General features: G+C 65.9%; 18 protein-coding genes and 1 pseudogene. 13 read left to right on the top strand and 6 right to left on the bottom strand.

From position 1 onward, the window contains the following. The first annotated feature begins 10 nt into the window (after positions 1-10). The 4 genes from AVZ66_RS06600 (at position 11) to AVZ66_RS06585 (ending at position 4652) form a co-directional block, all read left to right on the top strand. The gene (locus AVZ66_RS06600; protein ID WP_058982989.1) at positions 11-1009 is read left to right on the top strand and encodes an ABC transporter permease; all 999 of its coding nucleotides are present in this window, start codon (positions 11-13) and stop codon (positions 1007-1009) included. Next, positions 999-2012, top strand: a complete 1014-nt coding sequence (locus tag AVZ66_RS06595; RefSeq protein ID WP_197407730.1) for an ABC transporter permease — start codon at positions 999-1001, stop codon at positions 2010-2012. The genes AVZ66_RS06600 and AVZ66_RS06595 overlap by 11 nt, the downstream gene beginning before the upstream one ends. Beyond that, complete coding sequence (locus AVZ66_RS06590) at positions 2013-4208, top strand: ABC transporter ATP-binding protein (protein ID WP_058982985.1); 2196 nt, start codon at positions 2013-2015, stop codon at positions 4206-4208. 75 nt (positions 4209-4283) lie between these two features. Then, positions 4284-4652, top strand: a complete 369-nt coding sequence (locus AVZ66_RS06585) for a hypothetical protein (protein WP_058982983.1) — start codon at positions 4284-4286, stop codon at positions 4650-4652. Positions 4653-4665: 13 nt separating this feature from the next. On the opposite strand, the gene gfo6 is transcribed toward AVZ66_RS06585, so the two are convergent. Continuing rightward, on the bottom strand, positions 4666-5751 hold the full coding sequence (gfo6, locus tag AVZ66_RS06580; protein WP_058982981.1) for a D-xylose 1-dehydrogenase Gfo6: 1086 nt from the start codon (positions 5749-5751) through the stop codon (positions 4666-4668). A 100-nt stretch (positions 5752-5851) separates the two neighbouring features. Here gfo6 and AVZ66_RS06575 point away from each other — a divergent pair, with 100 nt between their 5' ends. After that, positions 5852-7294 carry an aldehyde dehydrogenase family protein gene (locus AVZ66_RS06575; protein ID WP_058982979.1) on the top strand — a complete coding sequence of 481 codons (1443 nt, stop codon included), beginning with the start codon at positions 5852-5854 and terminating at the stop codon, positions 7292-7294. A gap of 85 nt (positions 7295-7379) precedes the next feature. Next, positions 7380-7835: a universal stress protein gene (locus AVZ66_RS06570; RefSeq protein ID WP_058982977.1), complete on the top strand. Its 456-nt coding sequence runs from the start codon at positions 7380-7382 to the stop codon at positions 7833-7835. 18 nt (positions 7836-7853) lie between these two features. Here the strand turns inward: AVZ66_RS06570 and AVZ66_RS06565 are convergent, their stop codons facing one another. After that, complete coding sequence (locus AVZ66_RS06565; protein WP_058982976.1) at positions 7854-9893, bottom strand: endo-1,4-beta-xylanase; 2040 nt, start codon at positions 9891-9893, stop codon at positions 7854-7856. 228 nt (positions 9894-10121) lie between these two features. Between AVZ66_RS06565 and AVZ66_RS06560 the strand changes: the two genes are divergently transcribed. The 3 genes from AVZ66_RS06560 to uxaC are packed head-to-tail and all read left to right on the top strand — an operon-like array spanning position 10122 to position 13315. Then, the gene (locus tag AVZ66_RS06560; protein ID WP_058982973.1) at positions 10122-10892 is read left to right on the top strand and encodes an SDR family NAD(P)-dependent oxidoreductase; all 771 of its coding nucleotides are present in this window, start codon (positions 10122-10124) and stop codon (positions 10890-10892) included. 56 nt (positions 10893-10948) lie between these two features. Next, a complete protein-coding gene (locus AVZ66_RS06555; protein WP_197407729.1) occupies positions 10949-11902 on the top strand; it encodes a mannonate dehydratase in 954 nt (317 codons plus the stop codon). A gap of 45 nt (positions 11903-11947) precedes the next feature. After that, a complete protein-coding gene (gene uxaC, locus AVZ66_RS06550; RefSeq protein ID WP_058982971.1) occupies positions 11948-13315 on the top strand; it encodes a glucuronate isomerase in 1368 nt (455 codons plus the stop codon). A 435-nt stretch (positions 13316-13750) separates the two neighbouring features. Here uxaC and xacR read toward each other — a convergent pair whose 3' ends face one another. Beyond that, positions 13751-14506, bottom strand: coding sequence for an HTH-type transcriptional regulator XacR (xacR, locus tag AVZ66_RS06545; protein ID WP_058982969.1), 756 nt, complete (start codon positions 14504-14506; stop codon positions 13751-13753). A 105-nt stretch (positions 14507-14611) separates the two neighbouring features. Here xacR and AVZ66_RS06540 point away from each other — a divergent pair, with 105 nt between their 5' ends. Both AVZ66_RS06540 and AVZ66_RS06535 read left to right on the top strand, forming a co-directional pair. After that, positions 14612-15649, top strand: a complete 1038-nt coding sequence (locus AVZ66_RS06540; protein WP_082678792.1) for an NAD(P)-dependent oxidoreductase — start codon at positions 14612-14614, stop codon at positions 15647-15649. An 88-nt stretch (positions 15650-15737) separates the two neighbouring features. Then, on the top strand, positions 15738-17180 hold the full coding sequence (locus AVZ66_RS06535; protein WP_058982967.1) for an MATE family efflux transporter: 1443 nt from the start codon (positions 15738-15740) through the stop codon (positions 17178-17180). Between the two features lie 9 nt (positions 17181-17189). Here AVZ66_RS06535 and AVZ66_RS06530 read toward each other — a convergent pair whose 3' ends face one another. Further along, positions 17190-17819 carry a polysaccharide deacetylase family protein gene (locus AVZ66_RS06530; RefSeq protein ID WP_058982964.1) on the bottom strand — a complete coding sequence of 210 codons (630 nt, stop codon included), beginning with the start codon at positions 17817-17819 and terminating at the stop codon, positions 17190-17192. Between the two features lie 312 nt (positions 17820-18131). Then, positions 18132-19646: a phosphoenolpyruvate carboxykinase (ATP) gene (locus tag AVZ66_RS06525; protein ID WP_058982963.1), complete on the bottom strand. Its 1515-nt coding sequence runs from the start codon at positions 19644-19646 to the stop codon at positions 18132-18134. A gap of 203 nt (positions 19647-19849) precedes the next feature. On the opposite strand from AVZ66_RS06525, the gene AVZ66_RS06520 reads away from it, so the two are divergent. Together AVZ66_RS06520 and AVZ66_RS06515 are read left to right on the top strand one after the other, a co-directional pair. Next, positions 19850-20629, top strand: coding sequence for a hypothetical protein (locus AVZ66_RS06520; RefSeq protein WP_058982961.1), 780 nt, complete (start codon positions 19850-19852; stop codon positions 20627-20629). A 113-nt stretch (positions 20630-20742) separates the two neighbouring features. Beyond that, positions 20743-22284, top strand: coding sequence for an FAD-dependent oxidoreductase (locus tag AVZ66_RS06515; RefSeq protein ID WP_058982959.1), 1542 nt, complete (start codon positions 20743-20745; stop codon positions 22282-22284). Between the two features lie 536 nt (positions 22285-22820). Here the strand turns inward: AVZ66_RS06515 and AVZ66_RS16195 are convergent. Then, positions 22821-22988 (bottom strand): annotated as a pseudogene (locus AVZ66_RS16195) (aldehyde ferredoxin oxidoreductase N-terminal domain-containing protein); the annotation flags it as partial. Positions 22989-22998 lie beyond the last annotated feature (10 nt).

Raw genomic sequence — 22998 nt, 5'->3', positions numbered from 1 at the left:
ATATATCAACATGAATTACTACCTCAGACGGACGCTCAGGATTCCCGCAACCATCCTCGCAGTGGCGACGCTCACGTTCGGGTTGATTCGCTTGCTCCCGGGCGGTCCGTTCACGCAGCTACGGATTCAGCTCCTCCAGCGGGGGATTCCGGCCGAACAGGTCAACGAGCGCATTCAAATTCTCCAGAACATCAGACCGGACGCACCGCTATGGCAGCAGTACCTCGACTACATGGTCGGCGTCGTCCAACTCGACCTCGGTCGGTCAATATCGCTGGGCGAACCGGTCGCGTCGGTAGTCGCACGGGCGCTCCCGTGGACTATCTTCCTCGTCGTGACGTCGACGGTGCTGATGTTCGTTATCGGCGTACTCATCGGCGCCGTGCAGGCGTACTGGGAGGGATCGCGGTTCGACAAGATCACGTCCGGCGCGTCCATCTTCCTGATGTCGGTCCCGTACTACATCTTCGCCGTGGTCGGCCTGTTCTTCCTGTCGTTCCACCTCAACTGGTTCCCGACGGGGGACGCGGCCGCACGCAGCATCCAACCCGGATTCTCGCTGGCGTACATCCAGAGCGTCCTCTACCACGCGATACTCCCGATAGCGGCGTTCACCATCGGCGGTATCGGGTCGACGGCGCTCAACATGCGCGGGAACAGCATCCAGGTGCTCGGCGAGGAGTTCGTCGAGGTGGCCCGGCTCCGTGGCCTCTCGGACAATCGCATCGCGACTAGCTACGTCGCGAAGAACGCGATTCTCCCGATGTACACGGGCCTGCTGTTGCAGATCGGGTTCCGGCTCGGCGGCACCGTCGTCCTCGAACAAATCTTCTCGTACCCCGGCCTCGGCTACTACCTGATTGCGGCGGTCAACGCCAACGACTACCCCCTGATGATGGGGTGTTTCCTCGTGATTACAGTAACACTCGTCGTCGCCGTCTTCATCGCGGACCTGACGTACGGATTCATCGACCCACGCATCAGCGCAGGTGATTCCGATGCCTACTGACGCCGACGCGTCCGAGGAGTTCGACTGGCGAGCCGACGAGTCGACCGAGGAAGTCGATTTCCGCGACCGCCTCTCGGAGTTCTACGAGCGCTCGGTCCGAGAGCCCGCCCTCGTCGCGTGGTCGGACACGCGGACGCGCGTCGGGGCCGCCATCCTGAGCGTCTACGTCCTCATGGCGCTCGTGGACGTGTTCGGGCTCTGGCGGGACGCCGTCCCGAACCAGTCCACGCAGCGGCTCCTCGTGCCGTTCCAGTCGCTGAAGTACCCGCTCGGAACGACGCCGTCGGGTATCGACCTGCTGGCGCTCATCATCGACTCGACGCCGTTCATCTTGCTGATGGTGCTTGCCGGCGGCGTCTGGGCGACCAGCCTCGCTGTGGTCGTCGGCACCGTCTCGGGGTACAAGGGCGGGCGTGTCGACGCCGTCATCACGGCTATCTCGGACTTCTTCATGGCGATTCCGGGACTCCCGCTCGTCATCGTGCTCGCCATCACGCTCAGTCCGGAGAATCCGCTGTTGCTCGGCGTGATTCTCACTATCAACTACTGGGCCGGCCTCGGCCGCTCCATCCGTTCGCAGGTGCTGTCGATTCGCGAGAACAGCTACGTCGAAGCGTCGCGCACGATGGGGACGAGCACGTTCCGAATCATCCGCAAGGACATCCTCCCGAACATCATGCCGTACGTGCTGGTGAACTTCGTGAAGGCGGCCCGCTACACCATCTTCGCGTCAGTCGGGCTGTACTTCATCGGCGTGCTCCCCTACAGCGGCCAGAACTGGGGCGTCACACTGAACAACGCGTACAGTCGCGGTGGCCTGTTCACGATGGACGCCGTTCACTGGCTACTCGTCCCGATTACCGCCATCGTCGGACTGGCGTTCGGCCTCCTCCTGTTGAGTCAGGGCATGGACCGCATCTTCAACCCCCGGGTGCGGACCCGCTTCTCGGGGGAGTCCGAGTCAGTCGAAGAAGAAACCGACTCCTCGACGGGGTTGATGTAAATGGCTACTGAGAACTCACTTAGCGACCCGACGACCGACGAGAGCGTCGACGACCCGATTATCGAAGTCGAAGACACGAACGTCACGTTCAACGACGGGCACACGTACGTGCTCGACGACGCGAACGTCAGCATCGACCGCCACGAGGTGTTGGGCATCGTCGGTGAGAGCGGCAGCGGCAAGTCGATGTTCGCGTCCGCGCTCATGGACGCCATCCCCGACCCCGGCGTGCTCAGCGGGAAGATTCACTACCACCCCGAGGACGGGGAGACTGTCGACATCCTCGAGTTGAGCGACGAGGAACTCCGACAGTTCCGCTGGGAGGAGGTGTCGATGGTGTTCCAGGGCGCGATGTCGTCGTTCAACCCGACGATGAAGATTGGCGCGCACTTCGAGGAGACGCTGAAGGCCCACGACAAGAGCGTCTCGGAGGGACTGGAGTTCGCTCGCGAACTGCTGGAGAACCTCTACCTCGAACCCGACCGCGTGCTCGGCGCGTACCCCCACGAACTCTCCGGGGGGATGCAGCAGCGCGCACTCATCGCGTTGAGCATGGTGCTCGACCCCGAGGTGTTGGTGATGGACGAGCCGACCGCTGCGCTGGACTTGCTGATGCAGCGGTCGATTCTCTCGCTGCTGGAGAACCTCCAGGAGGAGTACGACCTGTCTATCGTCTTCATCACCCACGACCTGCCGCTGGTCGCGTCGCTGGCCGACCGCATGGCCATCATCTACGCGTTCCAGTTCGCGGAAATCGGCCCGCGAGACGACATCATCCAGAACTCCGGGCACCCGTACACGCGGAAGTTGTTGAACGCGACGCCGAACCTCGACGCGCCGCTGTCCGAGATGCAGCCCATCGAGGGCGAGGGACCGGCACCGGTGAACGTGCCCGACGGGTGTCGATTCCACCCCCGGTGTCCGCTCGCGACCTCCGAGTGTCGCACCGACGACCCGCCGCTGGTCTCCCACGACGGGAACGAGCACCGGTCGGCGTGCCACCACTGGGAGGAGGCCCGCGAGGAAATTCCGCTGAACTTCGGGGAAGACAGCCCCGACGTCGGGGGAATCGAAGCCACGAGCGACACCGGAGAGAGTCGCGCGACCGGTGAGGACGCGCTCCTGTCGCTGGACGACGTGGAAGTCCACTTCGAGGAGGAACAGGGAGTCGTCGAGCAGTTCCTCGGTGACTCCCGGACCGTGCGCGCCGTCGACGGCGTCTCGCTGGACATCGAGGAACAGGACCTCGTCTGCCTGCTCGGCGAGAGCGGCTGTGGGAAGACGACGCTCGGGAAGACGATGATCGGCCTGCAGGAGCCGACCGGCGGCTCCATCGAGTTCCGCGGGCAGGACATCTGGGAGGCCAAGCGCGGGAACGGCGACATCTCCCACGAGGAGATTCGGCAGGCCCTCCAGATCATCCACCAAGACCCGGGCAGCGCGCTCAACCCGAACCAGCGCGTCGTCAACATCCTCTCGGAGGCGCTTCGCCACACGCACCCGAACAGCGACCGCAGTGAGCGCCGCGCTCGGATGGTCTCCCTGCTGGAGCGCGTGGGAATGTCCCCGGCCGACGACTTCCTCGACCGGTACCCCCACCAGCTCTCGGGCGGCGAGAAGCAGCGCGTCGCGCTGGCGCGAGCGCTGCTGATGAACCCGGAGGCGATTCTCGCCGACGAGGCCATCAGCGCGGTCGACGTCTCGCTGCGCATCGAGATTATGGACCTGATGCTCGAACTGCAGGAGGAGTTCGAGACGTCGTTCCTGTTCATCTCCCACGACCTCTCGAACGCGCGGTACTTCGCCGAGCACGGCGACGGCCGCATCGCGGTGATGTACCTCGGGGAGATCGTCGAAATCGCGTCGGCGGAGCGGCTCATCCACGACCCCCGCCACCCCTACACGGAGGTGTTGCGGTGGGCGACCCCGAACCTCGACCTCGACGCGATGGACGAGTCCGAGCCGCCGCTGCGCGAAGTCGACGTGCCCGACCCGGTGGACCCGCCATCGGGGTGCCGGTTCCACACGCGCTGTCCGGTCGCCCGCGAGGCGTGCCGCGAGGAGAAGCCGAGCCTGCGTGACGTCGACGACGGCGACGGCAAGGCGGCGTGCTTCCGCGAGGACCCGGACCACGCGTACTGGGACAGCGAACCGCTCGAAGGCGCCGAGGAGGACCCGGACGCCGTGAAGCAGTAGTTCCGGGGTTCCTCGCGCTCGGACGCCCGTCACCGCGACAACAGGATTATTACGCGCGGCGGGCAACGTCCACGCATGACACGCTACGAACCGGTCGTCGAGGACGACACGCTCGTTCTCGTCGCCGACACGCGCGACGACCGCGTCGAAATCGGTACCGTCGACGACGTCGTCGCCGCGATGGGCGGCGACACGCACCCGATAGAGTACGACCAGAAGCAGCGCAAGCAGCCGTGGCTGGACACCGACGGCGGCGTGCTCGACGTCGACGTCCACGAGGCCGTGACGACGCTCCCGCACACGCCGGAGACCGTCGCCGAAGTCCGCGACTACGGCATGGACACCGAGCGCTACGGGCTCCCCCGGCGGACCGTGGAGTTCGCGAACGAACTCGTGGACATCCTCGAACAGCAGGGAAAACACGACCCCGAGACGCCCGAGTGAGCCGAGCGCGCGGCTACAGCGAGACTGTGGTGCCGGTTTCTGCGGCTTCGTAGACGGCTTCGAGCGCCTGCATGTCGACGAGCGCGTGGTCGCCGTCCGGGTGAATCGGTTCCTCGCGGAGCACGCGGTCGGCGAAGTAGTCGAACTCCTCGGTCATCTCGTCACCGAACACGTCCCGGCGGCCGTCGTCTATCTCCATCTCCTTGCCGTCGACGCGGAGCGTCAGCGTCTGCGGTGACTCCCCGAGGAACGTCGGTTCGAGGCGGAGTTCGCCGTCGGTGCCGACGACGCGCAGGTGGCCCGAGCGCGCGGCGTGCTGGCTGGCCGTACACGCGGCGTACGTGCCGTCGTCGAACTGCAGCGTGAACGCGGCGTGCTGGTCGGAGACGTCGCGGAACGCCTCGTCCTCGGAGTGCATCTGCGCGGTGACGCTCACGGGGTCGGCGTCGAGGACGAACCGCGCGGTGTTGATGGGATAGATGCCGAGGTCCATCACGGTCGCGCCGTACCCGACGAGGTCGGGGTCGAGGCGCCACTGGTCGGTGTCGCTGGTGACGACGTCCAGCATCTGCTGGGTCATGCTCCCGTGGACGGCCACGGGGTCACCGATGGCGCCCTCGGCGACGAGTTCGCGCATCCGGCGGACCTGTGGGTCGGTCTGCATCCGGTAGGCGACCATCAGCGGGACATCCTCGGTGGCGTCGACGAGCGCCTCGGCGCGCTCGCGGGTCGCCTCGATTGGCTTCTCGCAGAGGACCGCCTTCCCGTGGTCGGCGGCGGCTTCCGCGTACGGCAGGTGGAGCGCGTTCGGCGTGCAGACGTAGACCGCGTCGTACTCGTCTGTGGCCTCGCCGGCCTCGAACTCCTCGTAGGTGAGTGCGGCCTCGACGGTCGGCGTCTCCTCGGCGACCTCCTCGGCTTTCTCGTGGCTGCTGCTGACGACGACGGTGGTCTCGCAGAACGCCGAATCGTCGACGGCCGGCATCGCTTGCTCGCGAGTCCACCAGCCGAGGCTCACCATCGCGACGCGCAGCGTCCCGGATTCGAGGTGCTCCCAGTCGCGATTGCGGACGCTTCGCAGGTAGTCGGGTGCGGACATGGTGTGTGGGTTCGTGGCGCTCCTCAAAAGTGTACTGGACGCCGGACTGGGGAGTGCCGGAATCGTAAGAATGGTATGGGTGAGTTGTGACGTTTCGAGTGTGACCGAGACCAACCAGAACTACGTCGACGGGGAGTGGGTCTCCTCGGAGACGGGCGAGACGTTCGACGTCGAGAATCCGGCAAATCCCAGCGAAACGGTCGCGAGCTACCAGCAGTCCAGTACGGCCGACGCCACCGAGGCCGTCGACGCGGCCGTCGCTGCCGAGGACGAGTGGGCGAGCACACCCGGTCCGGAGCGCGGACGCATCCTCCGACAGGCCGGCAGCATCCTCGCCGACCGCAAGGACGAACTCACGGAGATGCTCGTCGAAGAGGAAGGAAAGGCTCGCCCCGAAGCAGCGGGCGAGGTACAGCGAGCCATCGACATCTTCCACTACTTCGCGGGGAAGGCGTCCGACCTCGGCGGCACGATGAAAGCCTCCAGCAGCCCCGACACCACACTCTACACGCGCAAGGAGCCGGTCGGTGTCGCAGCACTCGTCACGCCGTGGAACTACCCGATTGCGATTCCGGCGTGGAAACTCGCACCCGCGCTCGCCGCGGGCAATACGGTCGTCCTCAAGCCCGCCAGCGCCGCGCCCGGTGTCGTTCTCGCTATCGCCGAGGCGCTCGACGAAGCCGGCCTCCCGGACGGCGTGCTGAACGTCGTCACCGGCCCCGGCAGCAGCGTCGGCAGCGAGTTCATCGAGAACGAGGGCACCGACGCCGTCTCGTTCACCGGCAGTAGTCAGGTGGGGGAGATGGTGTACGACCAAGCGACCGACCAAGGCAAGCGCGTCCAGACGGAGATGGGCGGGAAGAACCCCACGCTCGTCGCGGACTCGGCGGACCCCGAAGAAGCCGCTGAAATCGTTGCGAACGGCGGATTCGGCACTACCGGACAGTCGTGTACGGCGTGCTCCCGAGCAATCGTCCACGAGGACGTCTACGACGAGTTCGTCGACGCGCTCGTCGACGAGGCCGAATCCATCGACATCGGGCCGGGTCTCGAAGCCGAAATGGGGCCGCAGGTCAGCCAGAGCGAACTGGACTCCACGCTCGAATACATCGACATCGCCCGGGACGAGGGAGCGACCCTAGCGGCTGGCGGTGATACGCCCGACGGCCTCGGTGACGGCTACTTCGTCGAACCGACCGTGTTCACGGACGTCGACAACGACATGCGCATCGCTCAGGAAGAGGTCTTCGGCCCGGTTGTCGCCGTCATCAAAGTCAGCGACTTCGAGGAAGGTCTCGAAGCCGCCAACGATGTCGAATACGGCCTCTCTGCGAGCGTCGTGACTGACGACCACACGGAAGCGAATCGGTTCGTCGACGAGGCCGAAGCCGGCGTCGTCAAAGTCAACGAGAAGACGACTGGCCTGGAACTCCACGTGCCCTTCGGCGGCTTCAAGCGCTCGTCCTCGGAGACGTGGCGCGAACAGGGCGACGAAGGCCTCGAATTCTACACCATCGAGAAAACCGTCTACGACAACTACTGACGCCGCCTGCGGTCCACTCGCGGCCCACCCGGGGTCGCTCTTTCGAGAGCCGAGTTTTATACGGAGGGAGTTCGTGGCGGTATCCATGGAAGACGCACTCGTAGTCGTCGACGATAGGGAGAGTACAGCCGGCGTGCTCCGCGAGGCCGCCGCGTACGCGACTGGCGCGGACGCAGAGCTCGTGCTCTACGTGCCGCTGAGCGAGGCGGAGTTCGAGGAGTCGCTGGCCGCGCTCGACGAGATCGGCCGCGTGGAGAACAAGGACTACAGCGACGCGGACGCGCTGAGCGTCGCCCAGCAGTACGCCGAGGACGTCACCGAGGAGGCGCTGGAGGGCTTCGATGTCGACTACTCGGTGGTCACCGACGTCACCGAGGAAGTCGAGGCGCCGCGCATCATCGAAATCGCCGACGAACGTGGCTGCGACCACGTCTTCACGGTGGGTCGCCAGCGCTCCCCCACGGGGAAGGCGGTGTTCGGCGACACGACCCAGCGGCTCGTCCTCAACTTCCCGGGGTTCGTCACCGTCCAGATGGACTGACGGGACGACGCGGACCGCTCACTGCGCGTTCTTCGGGCCGTTGCCGTTTCCGGGACCGTTACCGTTTCCGGGGCTGTTTCCGTTCCCGCGACCGTTCCCGCCGCCCTTCCCGGGCGGCGTGAGTTCGACGGTGACAGTCTCGGTTTCGTCGTCGACGGACACGGTCGTCTCCCCGGAGAGCGCGCCTTTCTCCGCGGTGATTCGGTAGTCGCCCTTGAAGCCGCGTGTAGGGTAGGCGCCGTCGTCGTCCGTCTCGCCGGTTTCCTCGGTCCACCACTCCTCGAAGACGAGTTCGAGGAACTGCTCGCCGTTCTCCCGGAGCGTCCAGTCCGAGTCGTAGTAGGCGCCCGTGGGTCGCCAGTGGTCGTCCTCCCAGAAGCCCCACGAGAGCACGCCCTCTACGGATTCCTTGCTGAACGCCATCGTCAGGAAGTCACGCGTGTAGTCGACCTGCACGCCGACGTCCTGGGCGTTCCGGCGGTCATGGATTTCGATGTCGAACTCCGTGACCAGCAGCGGGAGGTCGAACGCCGCGAACTGGTCGAAGCCCTCCTCCATGCTGTTCTCGCCCGTGATGTCGAGCATCTGCCCCCACTGCTGTTGGTGGTGGCCCATGAAGCCGATGCCGTCGATGGGGTAGTCGTTCTCGACGAGGTGCTGGATGTAGTCGAGGTACTGGCTGCGCTGCCACTGCCCACCGAGCGCGCCCATCTCGTTGGTGTACAGCTCCGTGTCGGTGGTCTCGTCGGCGGCCTCCCACCACTCGTGGATGGCGTCCCAGCCGAGGTCGGGGTCGTCACGGTAGTTGCTCTGCCAGATGGGGTGGTTGTGCATGTCCCATTCCGTGACGTCGCCCTCGAACTCCGCGGCGTGGTCGGCGATTTTCTCGGCGATGACTTCGCGCTTCTCGTCGGCGGGCAGGTCCGGGTCGACGTTCATCCCGCCGCCGCCACCGGTTTGGTCTTCCTCCCAGAGCAGGTAGTGGCCGCGCGTCGGGACGTCGCGCTCGTTCAGCCAGTCGAGGGTCGCCCGCACGTCGTCCTTGTCGGTGTCCCACGTGCCCTCCCACGCGGGGTGCTTGAGACCGTTCTCGACGACGGCCTTGTTGAAGTGCTCCAGGAACGTCTCCCGGTAGATTTCGTCGTCCTCGCTGTCGCCGACGACGTGCTCGACGGAGACGGCGCTCCCGAAGTCGAACTCGTGTTCGACCATCTCGACGTCGACGCTCGCGCCGTCCATCGGCTGGCCGCCGGGGTTCAGCACTTCGACGTCGAAGTCGGTCTTGCGGTGCTGTTCGATGCGCTCGTGGGCGGCCTGCCGCCAGTCGGCGTCCTCGGCGCGCCCCTCGTAGTGGTACGGCGGGAGCGTGCCGAGGCCGACGTCGTCGTCGCTGTAGTCGAACAGCGCGACGCCGCCTACGTCGAGCGTCTGGTCAGCGTACCCGGCCTGGAGTTCCAGCGCGGGCACGTCGGCGCTGCTCGGTCGCTCGCCGACTTCGACGGGGAAGAAGTACCGGAGCCACTCGCCCCGCGGGTCGACGTGCGCGCCGCGCTGGACGAAGTTCTCGCCGACTCGTTCGCCGCTACCGTCGACGTAGCCGAATCGCGCGCTCGCCTCCGCCGCGTCGTCGTCGCTTCGCACCCACGCGACGCCGAGGAGCAGGTCGCCCTGCTCGACGTCGTGGTCGGTAATCAGTCCTCGATACGCGACTGCCGCCGGGTCGTCGGCGCCCGCGACGTCGAGTCGTTCGGCCTGCGTGTGCGGGACGGCGTCCGCGTCGACGCTAACCGTCGATGCTGTACCGTCGCCGACCAGCGAGAACGTCTCGATGGTCGCGGCCTCGCTCTCGTCGTAGACGTACTCGCCCGCCGGGAGTTGCTTGTTCTGTCTGCTCGATGCTGTGAGTTCCGCTCGCAGCGACTCGTGGTAGTTCGCGGCCTGTGCGGCCGCGGTCTGTCCGGCGACGGCGGGGCCCGCTGCCGCCGTGGCGCCGAGCGCGCCGAGTGCTTTGAGGAACGTACGCCGCCTACTGTCGTAACTGCCGTTGTCTCTTTCCATGGAGTGTGCTCACTCCACCCACGCCTACGTATTGTTAGTATTTAATCATTGGTGTCGTTAGTTCATCGTAGTTGTCGAACGGTTCTTACTGACCACTGGCGACTCGGACGGTCGATAGTCGCCACTCGGGGGCGCCTCGACGCGATAGTCGAGTGAGTCGCGCCCGCTGTCGAGCCTGCGGCGTGGTGTTCCACCACGTATAAATCACCGGCGGCGGAACGGTCGCACATGGCTTCAGAGAGCGTGCCGTCCGTAACTGTCGAGGGAAAGACCGCTGTCGTCGTCGGCGGGACGAGAGGAATCGGTCGCGCCATCGCGCTCGGGTTCGCCGAGGACGGCGCCGACGTCGTCGCCACCAGTCGCTCCGCGGACGCCGTCGAGCGCGTCGCCGAGGAACTCCGCGAGCGCGGCGCTGCCACCGCAGAAGTGAGGTGTGACGTGACCGACGCCGACTCCCTGGAAACGCTGCGGGACACTGTCACCGAGGACGTCGGCGACGTCGACATTCTCGTCAACTCCGCGGGAACGGTCGCTCAATCACCAGTCACAGAGATGACCGACGAGGAGTGGCAGCGTGACATCGACGTCGACCTCACCGGCGTCTTCAAGACGTGTCAGGTGTTCGCTCGGGAGATGGAGTCGGGGAGCATCGTCAACATCTCCTCGATGTCCGCCGACCAAGCCCGCGAAGCCCGCGCCGCCTACTGCGCCGCGAAGAGCGGCGTGAACGGGCTGACGCGCGCGCTCTCGGCGGACCTCGCGCCCGACGTCCGCGTGAACGCCATCGCCCCCGGCTTCGTGAAGACCGAGATGGCCGGCCCGAAACTCGAAGACGGCTCGGAGTTCCGCGCGACCGTCGACGAGCGCACCCCGATGGGTCGCGTCGCCGCGCCCGAGGAGATGGTCGGCGCCGCGCTCTACCTCGCCAGCGACGCCGCCTCCTTCACGACCGGCGAGGTCATCACCGTCGACGGCGGCTACGACGACAGCGCGCAGTAACGGGCCCGGCCGCGGCACACGGAACTACTATTGTGGGCGTCCACGAGAGGCGACGTATGGACACGACGACGATGCTCCCGCCGCACCCCGACCGGCGGTGGACGCTCGCCCGACAGCTCGGCCTCTCGACCGCCGTCGTCCGCTTCTGGGGCGAAGACGAGTGGTGGACGTACGACTCGCTGCTAGCCGCCAAAAACCGATTCGCCGACCACGGCCTCTCGCTGGATGTCGTCGAGGACCGCCCGCCGATGACGAACACGGTCCTCGGCCGCGAGGGCCGCGACGAGGAAATCGAGACGGTCAAACAGCTCGTTCGGAACATGGGGCGGGCCGGCATCGACGTCTACTGCTGGGTGTGGACCGAGAACCCGGTCGGCGTGCTCCGGACGTCCGACGAGGTGCCGCTGCGCGGGGACTCCCGGACGACGGCCTACGACCACGAGCAGTCCGAGCAAGCGCCCGACCATCCCGTCGATATCACCGAGGCGGAACTCTGGGAGAACCTCGAACACTTCCTCGACGAAGTCGTCCCTGTCGCCGAGGAGGCTGGCGTGAAACTCGCGCTCCACCCCGACGACCCTCCCACGGAGTCCGTACGGGGCGTCCCTCGGCTCGTCAACTCCGTCGAGAACGTCCAGCGCATCCTCGACCTCCACGACAGCCCGAACCACGGGCTGACGTTCTGTCAGGGCAACTACGCGGCGATGGGTGCCGACGTCCCCGAGACGATTCGGCGGTTCGGCGACCGCATCCACTTCGTTCACTTCCGGGACGTCGACGGCACGCCCGAGGAGTTCGTGGAGACGTGGCAGGACGACGGTCCGACGGACATGCTCGCGGCGATGGAGGCGTACCGCGAGGTGGGCTTCGACGGGCCGATCCGCCCCGACCACGTCCCCCGGATGCTCGACGAGGGTCACCGCGACGATGCCCAAGCCGGCTACACGGACATGGGTCGGCTGTTCGCCGTCGGGTACATGAAGGGGCTGCTGGAGCAGACCGACGCGTAGCCGCGCGTCCAAGCTTTTATTGTCGACCTCGGAGCAGATACTGCCATGAGCTTCCTCGACGAGGACTACCTGCTGGATTCGGCGGCCGCCGTCGACCTCTACGACTCGATTGCCGACCTGCCGGTCGTCGACCCGCACAACCACGTCGACCTCGCGGAGGTCGTCGAGAACGAGCCGTGGGACGACATCTGGGAAGTCGAGGGCGCGACCGACCACTACGTCTGGCAGCTGATGCGCAAGCGCGGCGTCCCCGAGGAGAAGATTACCGGCGACGCCAGCAACCGCGAGAAGTGGGACGCCCTCGCGGCGGTGTTCCCGGACTTCGCGGGCAACCCGACCTACGACTGGGTCCACCTCGACCTGCGGCGTCGGTTCGGCATCGAAGCGCCGCTGAACGCCGACACGGCCGACGAAATCTGGGCGGAGACGAAGCGCCAGCTCGCCGACGACGAGATGCGCCCACAGCAGGTGCTGCGGGACATGAACGTCGAGGTGCTGTGCAGCAGCGACGACCCGACGTCGCAACTCCGCCTCCACGAGCGCGCCGAGACGGAAGTCGAGGGCGTGGACGTCCGGCCGACGTGGCGGCCCGACCGCGCGCTGAAAGTCGAGGGCCCGGCGTGGGAGACGTTCGTCGCCGAACTCGACGAGGTGACCGACGCCGACGTCGACGACTTCGAGGGGTTCCTCGACGCGCTCGCGGAGACGCACGACTACTTCGCCGACCACGGCTGCGTCGCCTGCGACGTCGGCGTCGGGACGAGTCCCGTCTCCCGGCCGGTCAGCGTCGAACACGCCGGCGACGTGTACGCGAAGGCGCGCCGCGGCGCCAGCCTCTCGGCGGCGGAGATTCGCGACTACAGGGCCTTCCTGCTGGAGTTCGTCGGCGAGTTGAACAGCGAGGCGGGGTGGACGACCCAACTCCACGTCGGCGCGGTGCGGGACTACCGCGAGTCGCTGCACGAGGACCTCGGAAAGAACGCTGGCGGGGACGTGTCGACGCAGGACGTCGACCTCGTCGAGGGGCTGGACTACTTCTTGGACCGCTTCGACGGCGAGATGGAGATTGTCGTCTACACGCTGGACCCGACGCACTACCCGAGCGCGACGGTCGTCGCGCGGGCGTACCCGAACGTGAGCATCGGGCCAGCGTGGTGGTTCAACGACAGCCCGCTCGGTATCGAGAACCAACTCGAACGGGTGGCGGCAGTGGACTTGCTCGCGAACCACGCGGGCATGGTCAGCGACTCCCGGAAGCTCGTCTCCTACGGCTCCCGCTTCGAGATGTTCCGGCGCTCGCTCGCGAACGTCGTCGGCGAGATGGTCGAGCGCGGCCGGATGCCGCGAGAGAACGCCGAACGCCTCGTCGAGCACGTTGCCTACGACCGGCCGAAGGAGCTGTACGGCCTGTAGCGCCACAGAAGCCGCAATTCGGCACGGATTCGCTCGCGAGTCCTGAGCGGTGTGGTCGGGTGTGGAACCGCCGCGTTCCGAAAGAACTGAGTGCGTCTGCTCGCTGTTTCGACTTGCACGACCCGGTGGAGGTGCCGCGTACGCGAACAGCGTGTTCTCCGGCGTCTGTCCCCACAGCCGTGCTCGCCTCCCCGGGTGGGTGCCGGTCCGCGTTTTCGCGCAGCCAACCACCGCTGAACAGCAGTCGGTCTGCGGCCACATCCTAGTTCTGAAATACAGAACGAGGGGTCGCCCAATCCGCGATAGGAATTACATACGTAGTACTGTAATGGATTCGTTGCCTGCCTCCGAGTTACCCACCACGGCCCGGTAGAATCCGCGAATAGCGCGCGTTCAGCGAGTGACTAGCCTGTTTCCGAGATACAGAACGAGTGTTCAGTAGTTGATGTTGAGTTCGACGACGTTCGCGGCACTGAGCACTCGCTCGGGGAGTTCTCCGTGGAGGTCGTCGTCGCTGACCCGACTGGCGGGCGCGGAGACGCTCATCGCGCCCAGCACCTCGTCGGAGGAGTCCTTGACCGGCGCGGCGACACAGCGCAGTCCTTCGAGTCGTTCGCCGTCGTCGACGGCGTACCCGCGGTCGCGGACGTCCTCCAGCACCTCGAACAGTTCCTCGCGGCTGCCGACGCTACGCGGTGTCTTCTGTTCGAGGCCGCGGTGCTCGATGATTTCGTCGACGCGGGACTCCGGGAGGTACGCGAGAATCGCCTTCCCGAGCGCGGTCGTGTGGAGGTGCGTCCGGAGTCCGGCGTACGTGTCGAGGTCGACGGCCTCGTCACCCTTCGACCGCATCAGGTAGACGCCCATCCCCTGTTCCTCGACGAGGAGATTCGCGAGTTCGCCGGTCTCGCTGGCCAGCGACTTCACCTCCGGCTCGGCCACCTGATAGAACTCCATGGACTTCCGCGTGGAGCCCCCGACTTCGAGGAACTTCAGGCCGAGTTGGTACTCGTCGCCGGTCTTGAGGACGTAACCGTGCTTCTGGAGGGTCGTGAGGTGGTTGTGGACCGCGCTCTTCCCCATGTCGAGGCCCTCGGTCAACTCCGTGACGCCACAGGGCCCTCGGTCCATCAGCTCCTCGACCAACGCGAGGGTTTTCTCCGTTGTCCGTACCGGATGTTTGGCGTCCATGGTAGTCACTTACTGTCTATGAGGGCCATAAGTGTTCTGGAGGACAGAACAAATTCGGGGGTTGGGCCTCGGAACCACGCCGAGTTTCTGCCGAAGTCATCCGGCATGACCGGAGCGTTCTCCGTCACTCAATCGCTGCGCCGCGAACGACGCCTCGAAGACTCACTCGTCCTCGCGTCCCCGGAATTGAAGGGGTCGGCGTCCCTCTCGCTCGTTGTGAGTACAAAATCATCGACCGTCGTCGTCACGGGTGCGCTCGGCGGCGTCGGACAGTGGGTGGTCGACGCGCTCGTCGACGAACACGAGGTCGTCGGTCTCGACCAGCGACTCCCCAGCGAGGGCGGACCCGAGGGCGCGTCGTTCTTCGAAGTCGACCTGACCGACCACGGGGAGACGGCCGAACTGATTGCGGACGCGGACCCGGACGCCGTCGTCCACCTCGCGGCGATACCGGACCCGACGAGCCACGCCGGTTCGCGAGTGTTCACGAACAACATCGAGAGCGCGTACAACGTCCTCGACGCCGCCGGGCGCGTCGGCGCGGACGTCGTGTGGGCGAGTTCGGAGTCCGCGTACGGATTCCCGTTCGCCGACAGCGTGCTGAAACCCGAGTACGTCCCCATTGACGAGGCCCACCCGCTCCGGCCCGAGGACCCCTACGGCGTCTCGAAAGTCTCCGGGGAAGCCGTCGCAGAAGCGACCGTGCGCCGCCACAGCGTCTCCGTCGTCTCCGTCCGGCCGTCGTGGGTCCAGTACCCCGGCGAGTACCTGACCGAACAGAACCGCGAGGCCTTCGACATCGACGAGCTGGCCGCACGCTCCGAGGACGCGCCGCCGGACGGCGGCATCGGGAACTTCTGGTCGTACATCGACGTGCGCGACCTCGCGTCGATGATTACGGCAGCGCTGGATACCGACATCGACGGCCACGAGGCGTACCTCTGTCACGCCGACGAGAACTACCTCGACGTCGACACCGCCGACCTCTTCGACGCCCTCTTCGAGGACGCGCCGCCCTGTGATACCGACGGCGACGAGGCCGCGTTCACCACCGCAAAAGCCGAACGCGACCTCGGTTGGACGCCCGAGTACACGTGGCGTGAGGCCGCCGAGGAGGCCGTCGACGGGCCGGACTTCGCGTAGGCCGGCGGTTCTCGGATGTCCCGGGTATCGGCGGGTCGGGTCGCTGGAACAACACTTATTGGCTCGCTGCGAGTTGCGGCGGCGTACGGTGGTTCGCTCTCGGAATCCGATTCGACTGCTACTGCTGGGCATCGGCGCGCTGCTCGACCGGCTCGGGCTCGTCAGCGGCGAGCGAGCGCGGGAGACGACCGACCTCGCGTGGCCGCGCATCGTCACCGGTCTCGCGCGAATGTCGAGGAGCGTCGTGGACACCGCCATGGTCGGCGTCGCGCTCGGGCAGACGGCCATCGCCGGGATGGGGTTCACGGGCCCGTACTGGGGGATGTCGTTCGCCATCGGCGGCGGGATGGCCGCCGGGACTATCGCGCTCGTCTCCCAGCACTTCGGCGCCGGCGACCACAGCCAACTCGGGCAGGTGGTGCGGTCGAGTGTCGCCCTCGTGACGGCGATTGCGCTCCCGCTCACAGCGCTGTTCTGGCTCGTGCCCCGGCCGCTCGTCGACGTGCTGTCCAACGACCCGGTCGCTATCGCGTACGGCGCCGACTACCTCCGTGTGCTCGCGGCCGGCGTGCCGTTCGCCATCCTCAACCAAATCGGGTCGCGCGCGCTCGTCGGCGTCGACGATGCGTGGACGCCGATGGTCGTACGCTCCACCGGTGCGGCTGTCAACCTCGTCCTCAACGCGGTGTTCATCTTCGTCCTCGACATGGGTGTCGAGGGCGCCGCGCTCGGCACGGTTCTCGCGGGTATCCTCGTGACCATCACGTTCGCGGTCGGCTTCGCTGGCGTTCGGCTGCCGGTTGTCGGGGCGTTCCCGGTTCGCGTCGACTGGTTCGGCAGCTACCTCCAGTGGGGGATGCTCCGCGACCTGCTCTCTATCAACGTCCCGGTCGTCGGGCGGAACTCCGTGTGGACGGTCGCCCGGTTCCCCATCCTCGCGCTGCTAGCGTTGTTCGGCTCGCACGTGGTCGCCGCGTACGTCATCAGCCGCCGCATCTGGGGGCTGATGAACGCGCCCGGCTGGGGGTTCGGGCTCGCCGCGTCCAGCCTCGTCGGGCAGGCGCTCGGGCGGAGTGACGAGGACACCGCCGAGCAGTACGGCCGCGAGATTACCACGTTCACGGTCGCTGCGTACCTCGTCGCGGCGGTCACGGTCGCAGCGTTCGCGCGCCCCATCGTTCTCGTGTTCGTCGGCGACCCGTCGTCGTCGGCTGTGCCCGTCGCTGTGGGGCTCGTGTACACCGCCTGCGTCGCGTGCGTCCCGCAGGGCGTCACGAGCGCGGTCGCGGGCGCGCTGGACGCGACCGGGGACACGAACTGGCCGTTCTACGGGCGCGCCGTCGGCATGTTCGTGTTCGCCATCCCGCTGGTCTTCCTCGGCGCAACGACGCCGCTCGGACTGCTCGGCGTCCACCTCTCGTTCCTCGCGGAGAGCGTGCCGGGTGCCGCAATCAACTACTATCGCTTCCGCTCCGGGAAGTGGAAGGCCATCAGCCGAGGTTACCGCCCGGAAGCCGCGACCGACGACTGACGCGGCGCACTACCGAATCAGATCCAGCGGGTCCGCGAGGTCGAGGTCGCTGTCGTCGAGCCACTCGACGAACGTCTCGAACAGTTCGACGGAGTTGCTGGCGTCGTGGAACAGGAAAATCTCGTCGCCGTCTCGCGATTCGTTGGCAACTCCCTCGAAGCGCTCGCGCAGCACGGTGATGTCGTCTGTGTTCCAGTCTTCGACGTCGAGCGTCCACGACCAGTCCGCTCGCTCCGTTCCGGCGGCACCGGAATGGTTCGGCCCCGTGAACCCGTGTTCGCGGAGGACGCACTGGAACTGTGGCGCTCGCTCGCCGCCGTCGTCTCCGTACGGGAATCGGAACAACTGGGCTGGGCGCGTGACGCTCGCGCGGTCGTAGACCGCCTCGATGCGGCGTTCGGTGCGTTCCAGTTCTCGCTCGAAGGATTCGATGGTGATGTCAGTCGCGTGGGGATGGGAGTACGTGTGGTTGCCGAGATGGTAGCCCGACTCGACTGCGTGTTCCGCGAGCGCCGGATAGTCGTCCAGCCGTCGTCCCTCGCAGAACAGGACTGCGGGGACGTTGTGGTCGGCTAGCACGTCGAGTTTCGCGCCGAGCGTTTCGGCCGGTGCGTCGTCGATAGTGAGGTGGACGTTCATGCGTAGTTCGGAGTCGCCGTCGGGGTCACTCCGTACGTCGACGGCAGCGTGCGTAAGCGTGGCGGTTACTGGGCCGAAAAGAGGGCTGCCGCATCGTCAGTCGCGCTCGCGGGGATAACTCTCAGTCATCGACAATCAACGACAACGTATAAGGTGTCTGTCGAACAAGCGGCACGTATGCGTTGGAAGTGCCCCCAGTGCAGCAGCGACGTAACGAGAGAACACGGCTCACTCGTCTGCCGAGACTGCGGCCACGCCCCGAAACACGGCTCCGACTGATAGCGCCGAACGAGGCGCCCAGCGGGAGCGCTCTCAGTAGGTCGCGTCGCGGATGTCGTCGTCGAGGTCGTCGAACTGGTCGAGGTAGGTCAGGCGCTCCTCGCGGAGGTCCGTCTGTGCGGTCTGGAAGTCCTCGACGCGGTCGGGCACGCTGAACTGCTCGATGTCGATACCCGGCACGTCGCTGGGAACAGTCAGGTCGAGCGCGTCGTCGTCGGTCCACTCGATGCTCCCGCGAGCGACGCCTTCGAGGACCGCGACGGTCTCTTCGACGCCGACGTCCTCGGGGTCGTCCGTCCCGACGACGCCCGTGTTGATGACGTAACACTGGACGTCGAGGTCCGCGATGAGGTCCCGAAAGCGATTCCCTTCCGCGCCCTCGGAGCCGACGATGAACGGGTTCGTGCCGACGACGCGGATGGACTCACCCACACGAGAGGGGTCGCCGGCGCTGGTTTCGACGGACTCACCGAGCATGAACGCGACGGCCGCCTGCTCGTCGCTGAGCTTCGCGATTGGCGGCATCAGCGGATTCCGCGTGATGAAAAACACCTGGTCGACGCTCTCCAAGTCAATGCCGTCAGCGGCGCTCTGGAGGTGGTCACGCTGGACGACGGCGCGGGCGTTGCGGCCGTAGCGCGGTTCGTCGAAGTGAACCGTGCCGTCGTCGTCGACGGCGACGTTCTCGAGGACGGCGCTCTCGTCGGTGGCGGCGTCGTGGAGTTCGGGTTGCTCGTCGCCGTCGAGGCCGATGGTCTTGATGTAGAGACCGCCGCCCTCGCTGCCCGCGACGGTCCCGTTGGGCAGGAGTGCGCAGACGTCGTCTTGAATCATCTCGACGCCCTCCGGGTCGTCCAACCACAGGCCGTGGCTGGTGAGCGTGGACTTTCCGGTGCCGGAGAGACCCAAGAAAAGCTGGCCGACTTCGCGGTGGCCATCCTCGTCGTCAAGGGTGACGCGCTTGCTGCCGGCGTGGAGGCCCAGTCCGCCCTGTTCTTTGGCGCGCAGCATGAACAAGCGCAGGAACGACTTCTTCGCCTCGCCCGTGTAATCGCTGCCCAGCACGGTCGTGACGCCGTTGTCGGGGTGGACGCGAATCTTCGGCTCGTCGGTCGCGTCCGGGAGTTGGACCGTGACGAAGTCGGGTTCGACGCCCTCCGAGGGCTCCAGCAGTTTCGCCCACGACAGCGCGATGCGGCCGTACTCCTTCGGGAGGAACAGCCGGCAGACGTACGACGAATCGGAGTGGCGACCGACGACACGGTCGACACAGATCACGTCGTTGTCCGGGTTCCGCACCCAGTCAAGCCCCGTCTCGAAGACCGAGAAGTCGGCGTCGTCGAAGTCGGCGTCGACGGCGTTCGCGGTCCGGTCGGCGCTGCGAGAGCGGTAGTCGCTGACGTACGACGGCGCGCCGTACTCCGTCGTCGTCTCGACGTGCGCGGAGTACTCTCGGAGCGCGTCCACGGACGGATTGTACGTGACGTGCTCGGCTGTCTCCGGGTCCGGGTACCCTGTCGGCGTCGGGACGCTACGTTGCCCTACCATTCTGTGTTACCGTCCGCGAGAGAGTTTAATAAGCCTGTTGAAGGCGGGGACTTCGGCGAAGAATATTACTTCGAAACGGGGTACCGTTTTGGAATTCTTCGAATCCGACCGACTCAACCACGAATCCCGCTAGCAACGCGGAATCCGGCTCGGCTTTCACGCCGTCAGTAGATTTTTGTGCTGCGGTGTCCCATGACACACGTATGAGCGACGCGGAGCGCGAGCAGAACCCACAGTACTTCGTCCGGTCCCTACAGCAGTACGTCCTCGCACCGGTCTCGACGGCCGCGCGGGTCGTCGACGAGGAACGAACCGAAGTGAGAGCCGAGCGGGACGCCTACCGGGAGTTCAGCGAGCGCTTGGCGGCCATCGACTCCGCGCCGCCGACGCCGCCGGACCGAGCGACGCGGTTCACCAGCGACACGGCGACGACCGACAGAATCCAACGGGTGCGAACTGCGTTCCGCGAGACCGTACTGGACACGCCACACTACGACGACGTCTACGACGAATCACTCCTCGAACACCTCGCGGGCGAGTTCGGCCCGGAAGTCGCCGACGGCCTCCGTCCCGAGTCGTCGATGTCGTTGTCCGCGCCGTACAAGCAGAAACTCGGCGTGAAGACCGCACGCGCGCTCTCCCGACGCGATAACTTCCTCGACACACTCGACGACGAAGCCCAGTCAATCGAGTCCGCGAGAAGCGCGCTCGCGGAGGTCTTCGGTCCGCTCGACACGACGATAATTCCCGAGTGGCACTGCGAATCGTTCACCGAACGCCTCGACGACGTCGCACGCCACCGACAGCGGACGATACGCGAGCGCGACTCCGTCCCGCAGTTCGACGAGCACTCCGTGTGTGCCCTGCTCTACGACGACGAACCGTGGACGTACCCCGTGCTGACGGCTGTCGCGCGGACCCGCGAGACGGTGAGTTTCGAGCGCTCGGCGTCGCCCGGGTCCACGAACTCCCCGCGACTGTAATCGTTCGACCAGCCACCTGAGGGGCGGCCGCTGGCCGCGACTTATTTTCGATTACACACTCTCGGATAGAACCGTCGGAGCTATTGTCCGCAACCACGGGGTGTTTGGTACCGATGAACGAGACGGTAGACGACGTAACTATCGTGGGCGGCGGCGACGTCGGGCTACTGACGGCGCTCGGTATCCAGCAGATGAACCCGAGCGTGGCCGTCTCCGTCGTCGACGACTTCCAAACGGAGATTCCACAGGTCGGGAAGAGCACGTACCGCGAAATCCAGAACATCCTCCACGGCGCGCTCGAACTGGACGAACACGAGTTCATCTCCGCGGTGAAGCCGATATGGAAGGCGTCGGTGTACTTCCGCGACTGGTGTGACTACCCGGCCTTCCAGTTCCCGTTCGACGCGCCGGCGAAGTACCCGGATGCAAACACGCCGAACGCCGTCGAACACTTCTACCACCACTACGACGAGAGCTACGACAACCCCGACCACCGCACGAGGGGCGAGCAGATTCTCGCACAGGGCAAGTCGCCGTGGTACTACGGCCCCGGCGGCGACCTCGACAAGTACGACAAGGTCGCCTACCACCTCGACACCGAGCGATTCAACGGGTTCCTGCGCCAGCGCTGCCGGGAGCGCGGAATCTCGCTTGTCGACGACGAAATCACCGACGTCGAGACGACTGAATCGCGCATCGACGCCGTGCACAGCGAACAGCAGCGCTACGAGGCGGACCTCTACGTCGACGCGACCGGGTTCAACCGCGTCCTCCGGCGCGAGCAGGACGCCGTGTTCCGGGACTTCGAGTTCCCGCTGGACGCGGCGCTCAACGTCCGCATCGACCGTTCGCTGTCCGACGTGGTTCCGGCGACGGTCGTCGAGACTGGCGACCACGGGTGGTTCTGGCAGATCGACACGTACGACAACCGCGACCTCGGGTACGTCTTCGCCACCGAGTACGCCGACGAGCAGACGGCGATGGCGGAGTTCCGCGAGTTCGTCGCGGACGTCGCTCCCGGCGACGATTCCGACGCCCCAATCGTCACTGAAGCGGATGTCGACAGGTACGACTTCGAGTCCGGCTACTACGACCGCGCGTGGGTACAGAACTGCGTGACTATCGGGAACGCCCAGGGGTTCGTCGAACCGCTACAGTCGACCGCGCTCACCGCGAACGCGTCGCTGGCGGTGCGGTTCGCGAACCTGCTGTCCTCGCACGGCCGTGTCGCCGACGACGCGATTCGGTCGGCGTTCAACGAGACGGTCCGCCGCACGTGGGAGTCCATCCGCGACTTCGTCGGTATCCACTACGAGTACGCGTCGGGCGAAACCGAGTTCTGGCAGGCCGTGGCGTCGCTTGATGTCAGCCCCCGCACGGACAGCGTCGCCGAGGAGTTCGACCGATACGGGTTCAACTGGAATGTCGACGTGGCCGACGACGACTTCGCGGAACTGGACGTCTTCGCGCTGCCGGACTTCTACACCGTCATGCGGAACATGGGCGCCACCTCGGCGTTCTACGAGACCAACGACTTCGAGGTGAGCGACAGCGTCGCGGACGAGCGCGAGCAGTTCTACCGGGACGTCGAACAGAACGTCGAGAGCGACCACCTGACGGTCGAGGAACTCTACAAGGGCATCATGAACTTCTAGGTGCAGTCCGGGACCGGCTGCGAAAACTACCGAGTTGGGACTGGCACTCGCGCAACTACGGCATCTGTATCCCGATTCGGCCACATAACTACCATCTCAATATACTATCTTTCGAACCGATAATTTCGGTTTAGAACAACCGGTATCGAGCCTCGACTCGTCTGCCGCAGCGGTCCGCGGCTGTCCCCCTCTGAACTCGGCTTAGAACCGCGTTGTCTCAGCAAGACGGCTTGAAAACCGTATTGATATATCTTTCCGCCGCTCACTAACTCAGAATGTTCGGTCGCCGCAGTTTCGAGGCGTTCGACGACCGAAGCTAGAAACGAGGTGCCAAAATAGGGCCGTTACGCGCTTCTACTGGCGATTCGTGTTCTCGAACGCACCTGGACTGTGGTTCGAACTGCTCTCGTTACGTCGTGGAGAACAGCACTCGAAAGAGCAGTATATTAGATTGTCAGAGATAATATAGAGACAAGATAGGTATGGTTTCACTCCCGGTTGCGTGTCGTCCTAGTGAGTCGCACTATCGAGTGTTAGGTGGACTGCGCTGCGTTCGGGACGGTGCCGTCGTCGCGGACGTGGACGACGAGGAGGCTGTCGCTGTTGCCGGTGAGTTCGACGGCGCTGTAGCCGGTGTCGGCGAGGTGCCGGGAGACGAACCCGCCCGCGTTCGAGGAGAGCAGGCCGTCCGTGAGCGGGGAAACAGCGGGCGGG

Source organism: Halobacterium sp. CBA1132, assembly GCF_001485535.1.
Lineage (GTDB): Archaea > Halobacteriota > Halobacteria > Halobacteriales > Halobacteriaceae > Halobacterium.
This window is presented reverse-complemented; position numbering and strand designations above follow the sequence as displayed.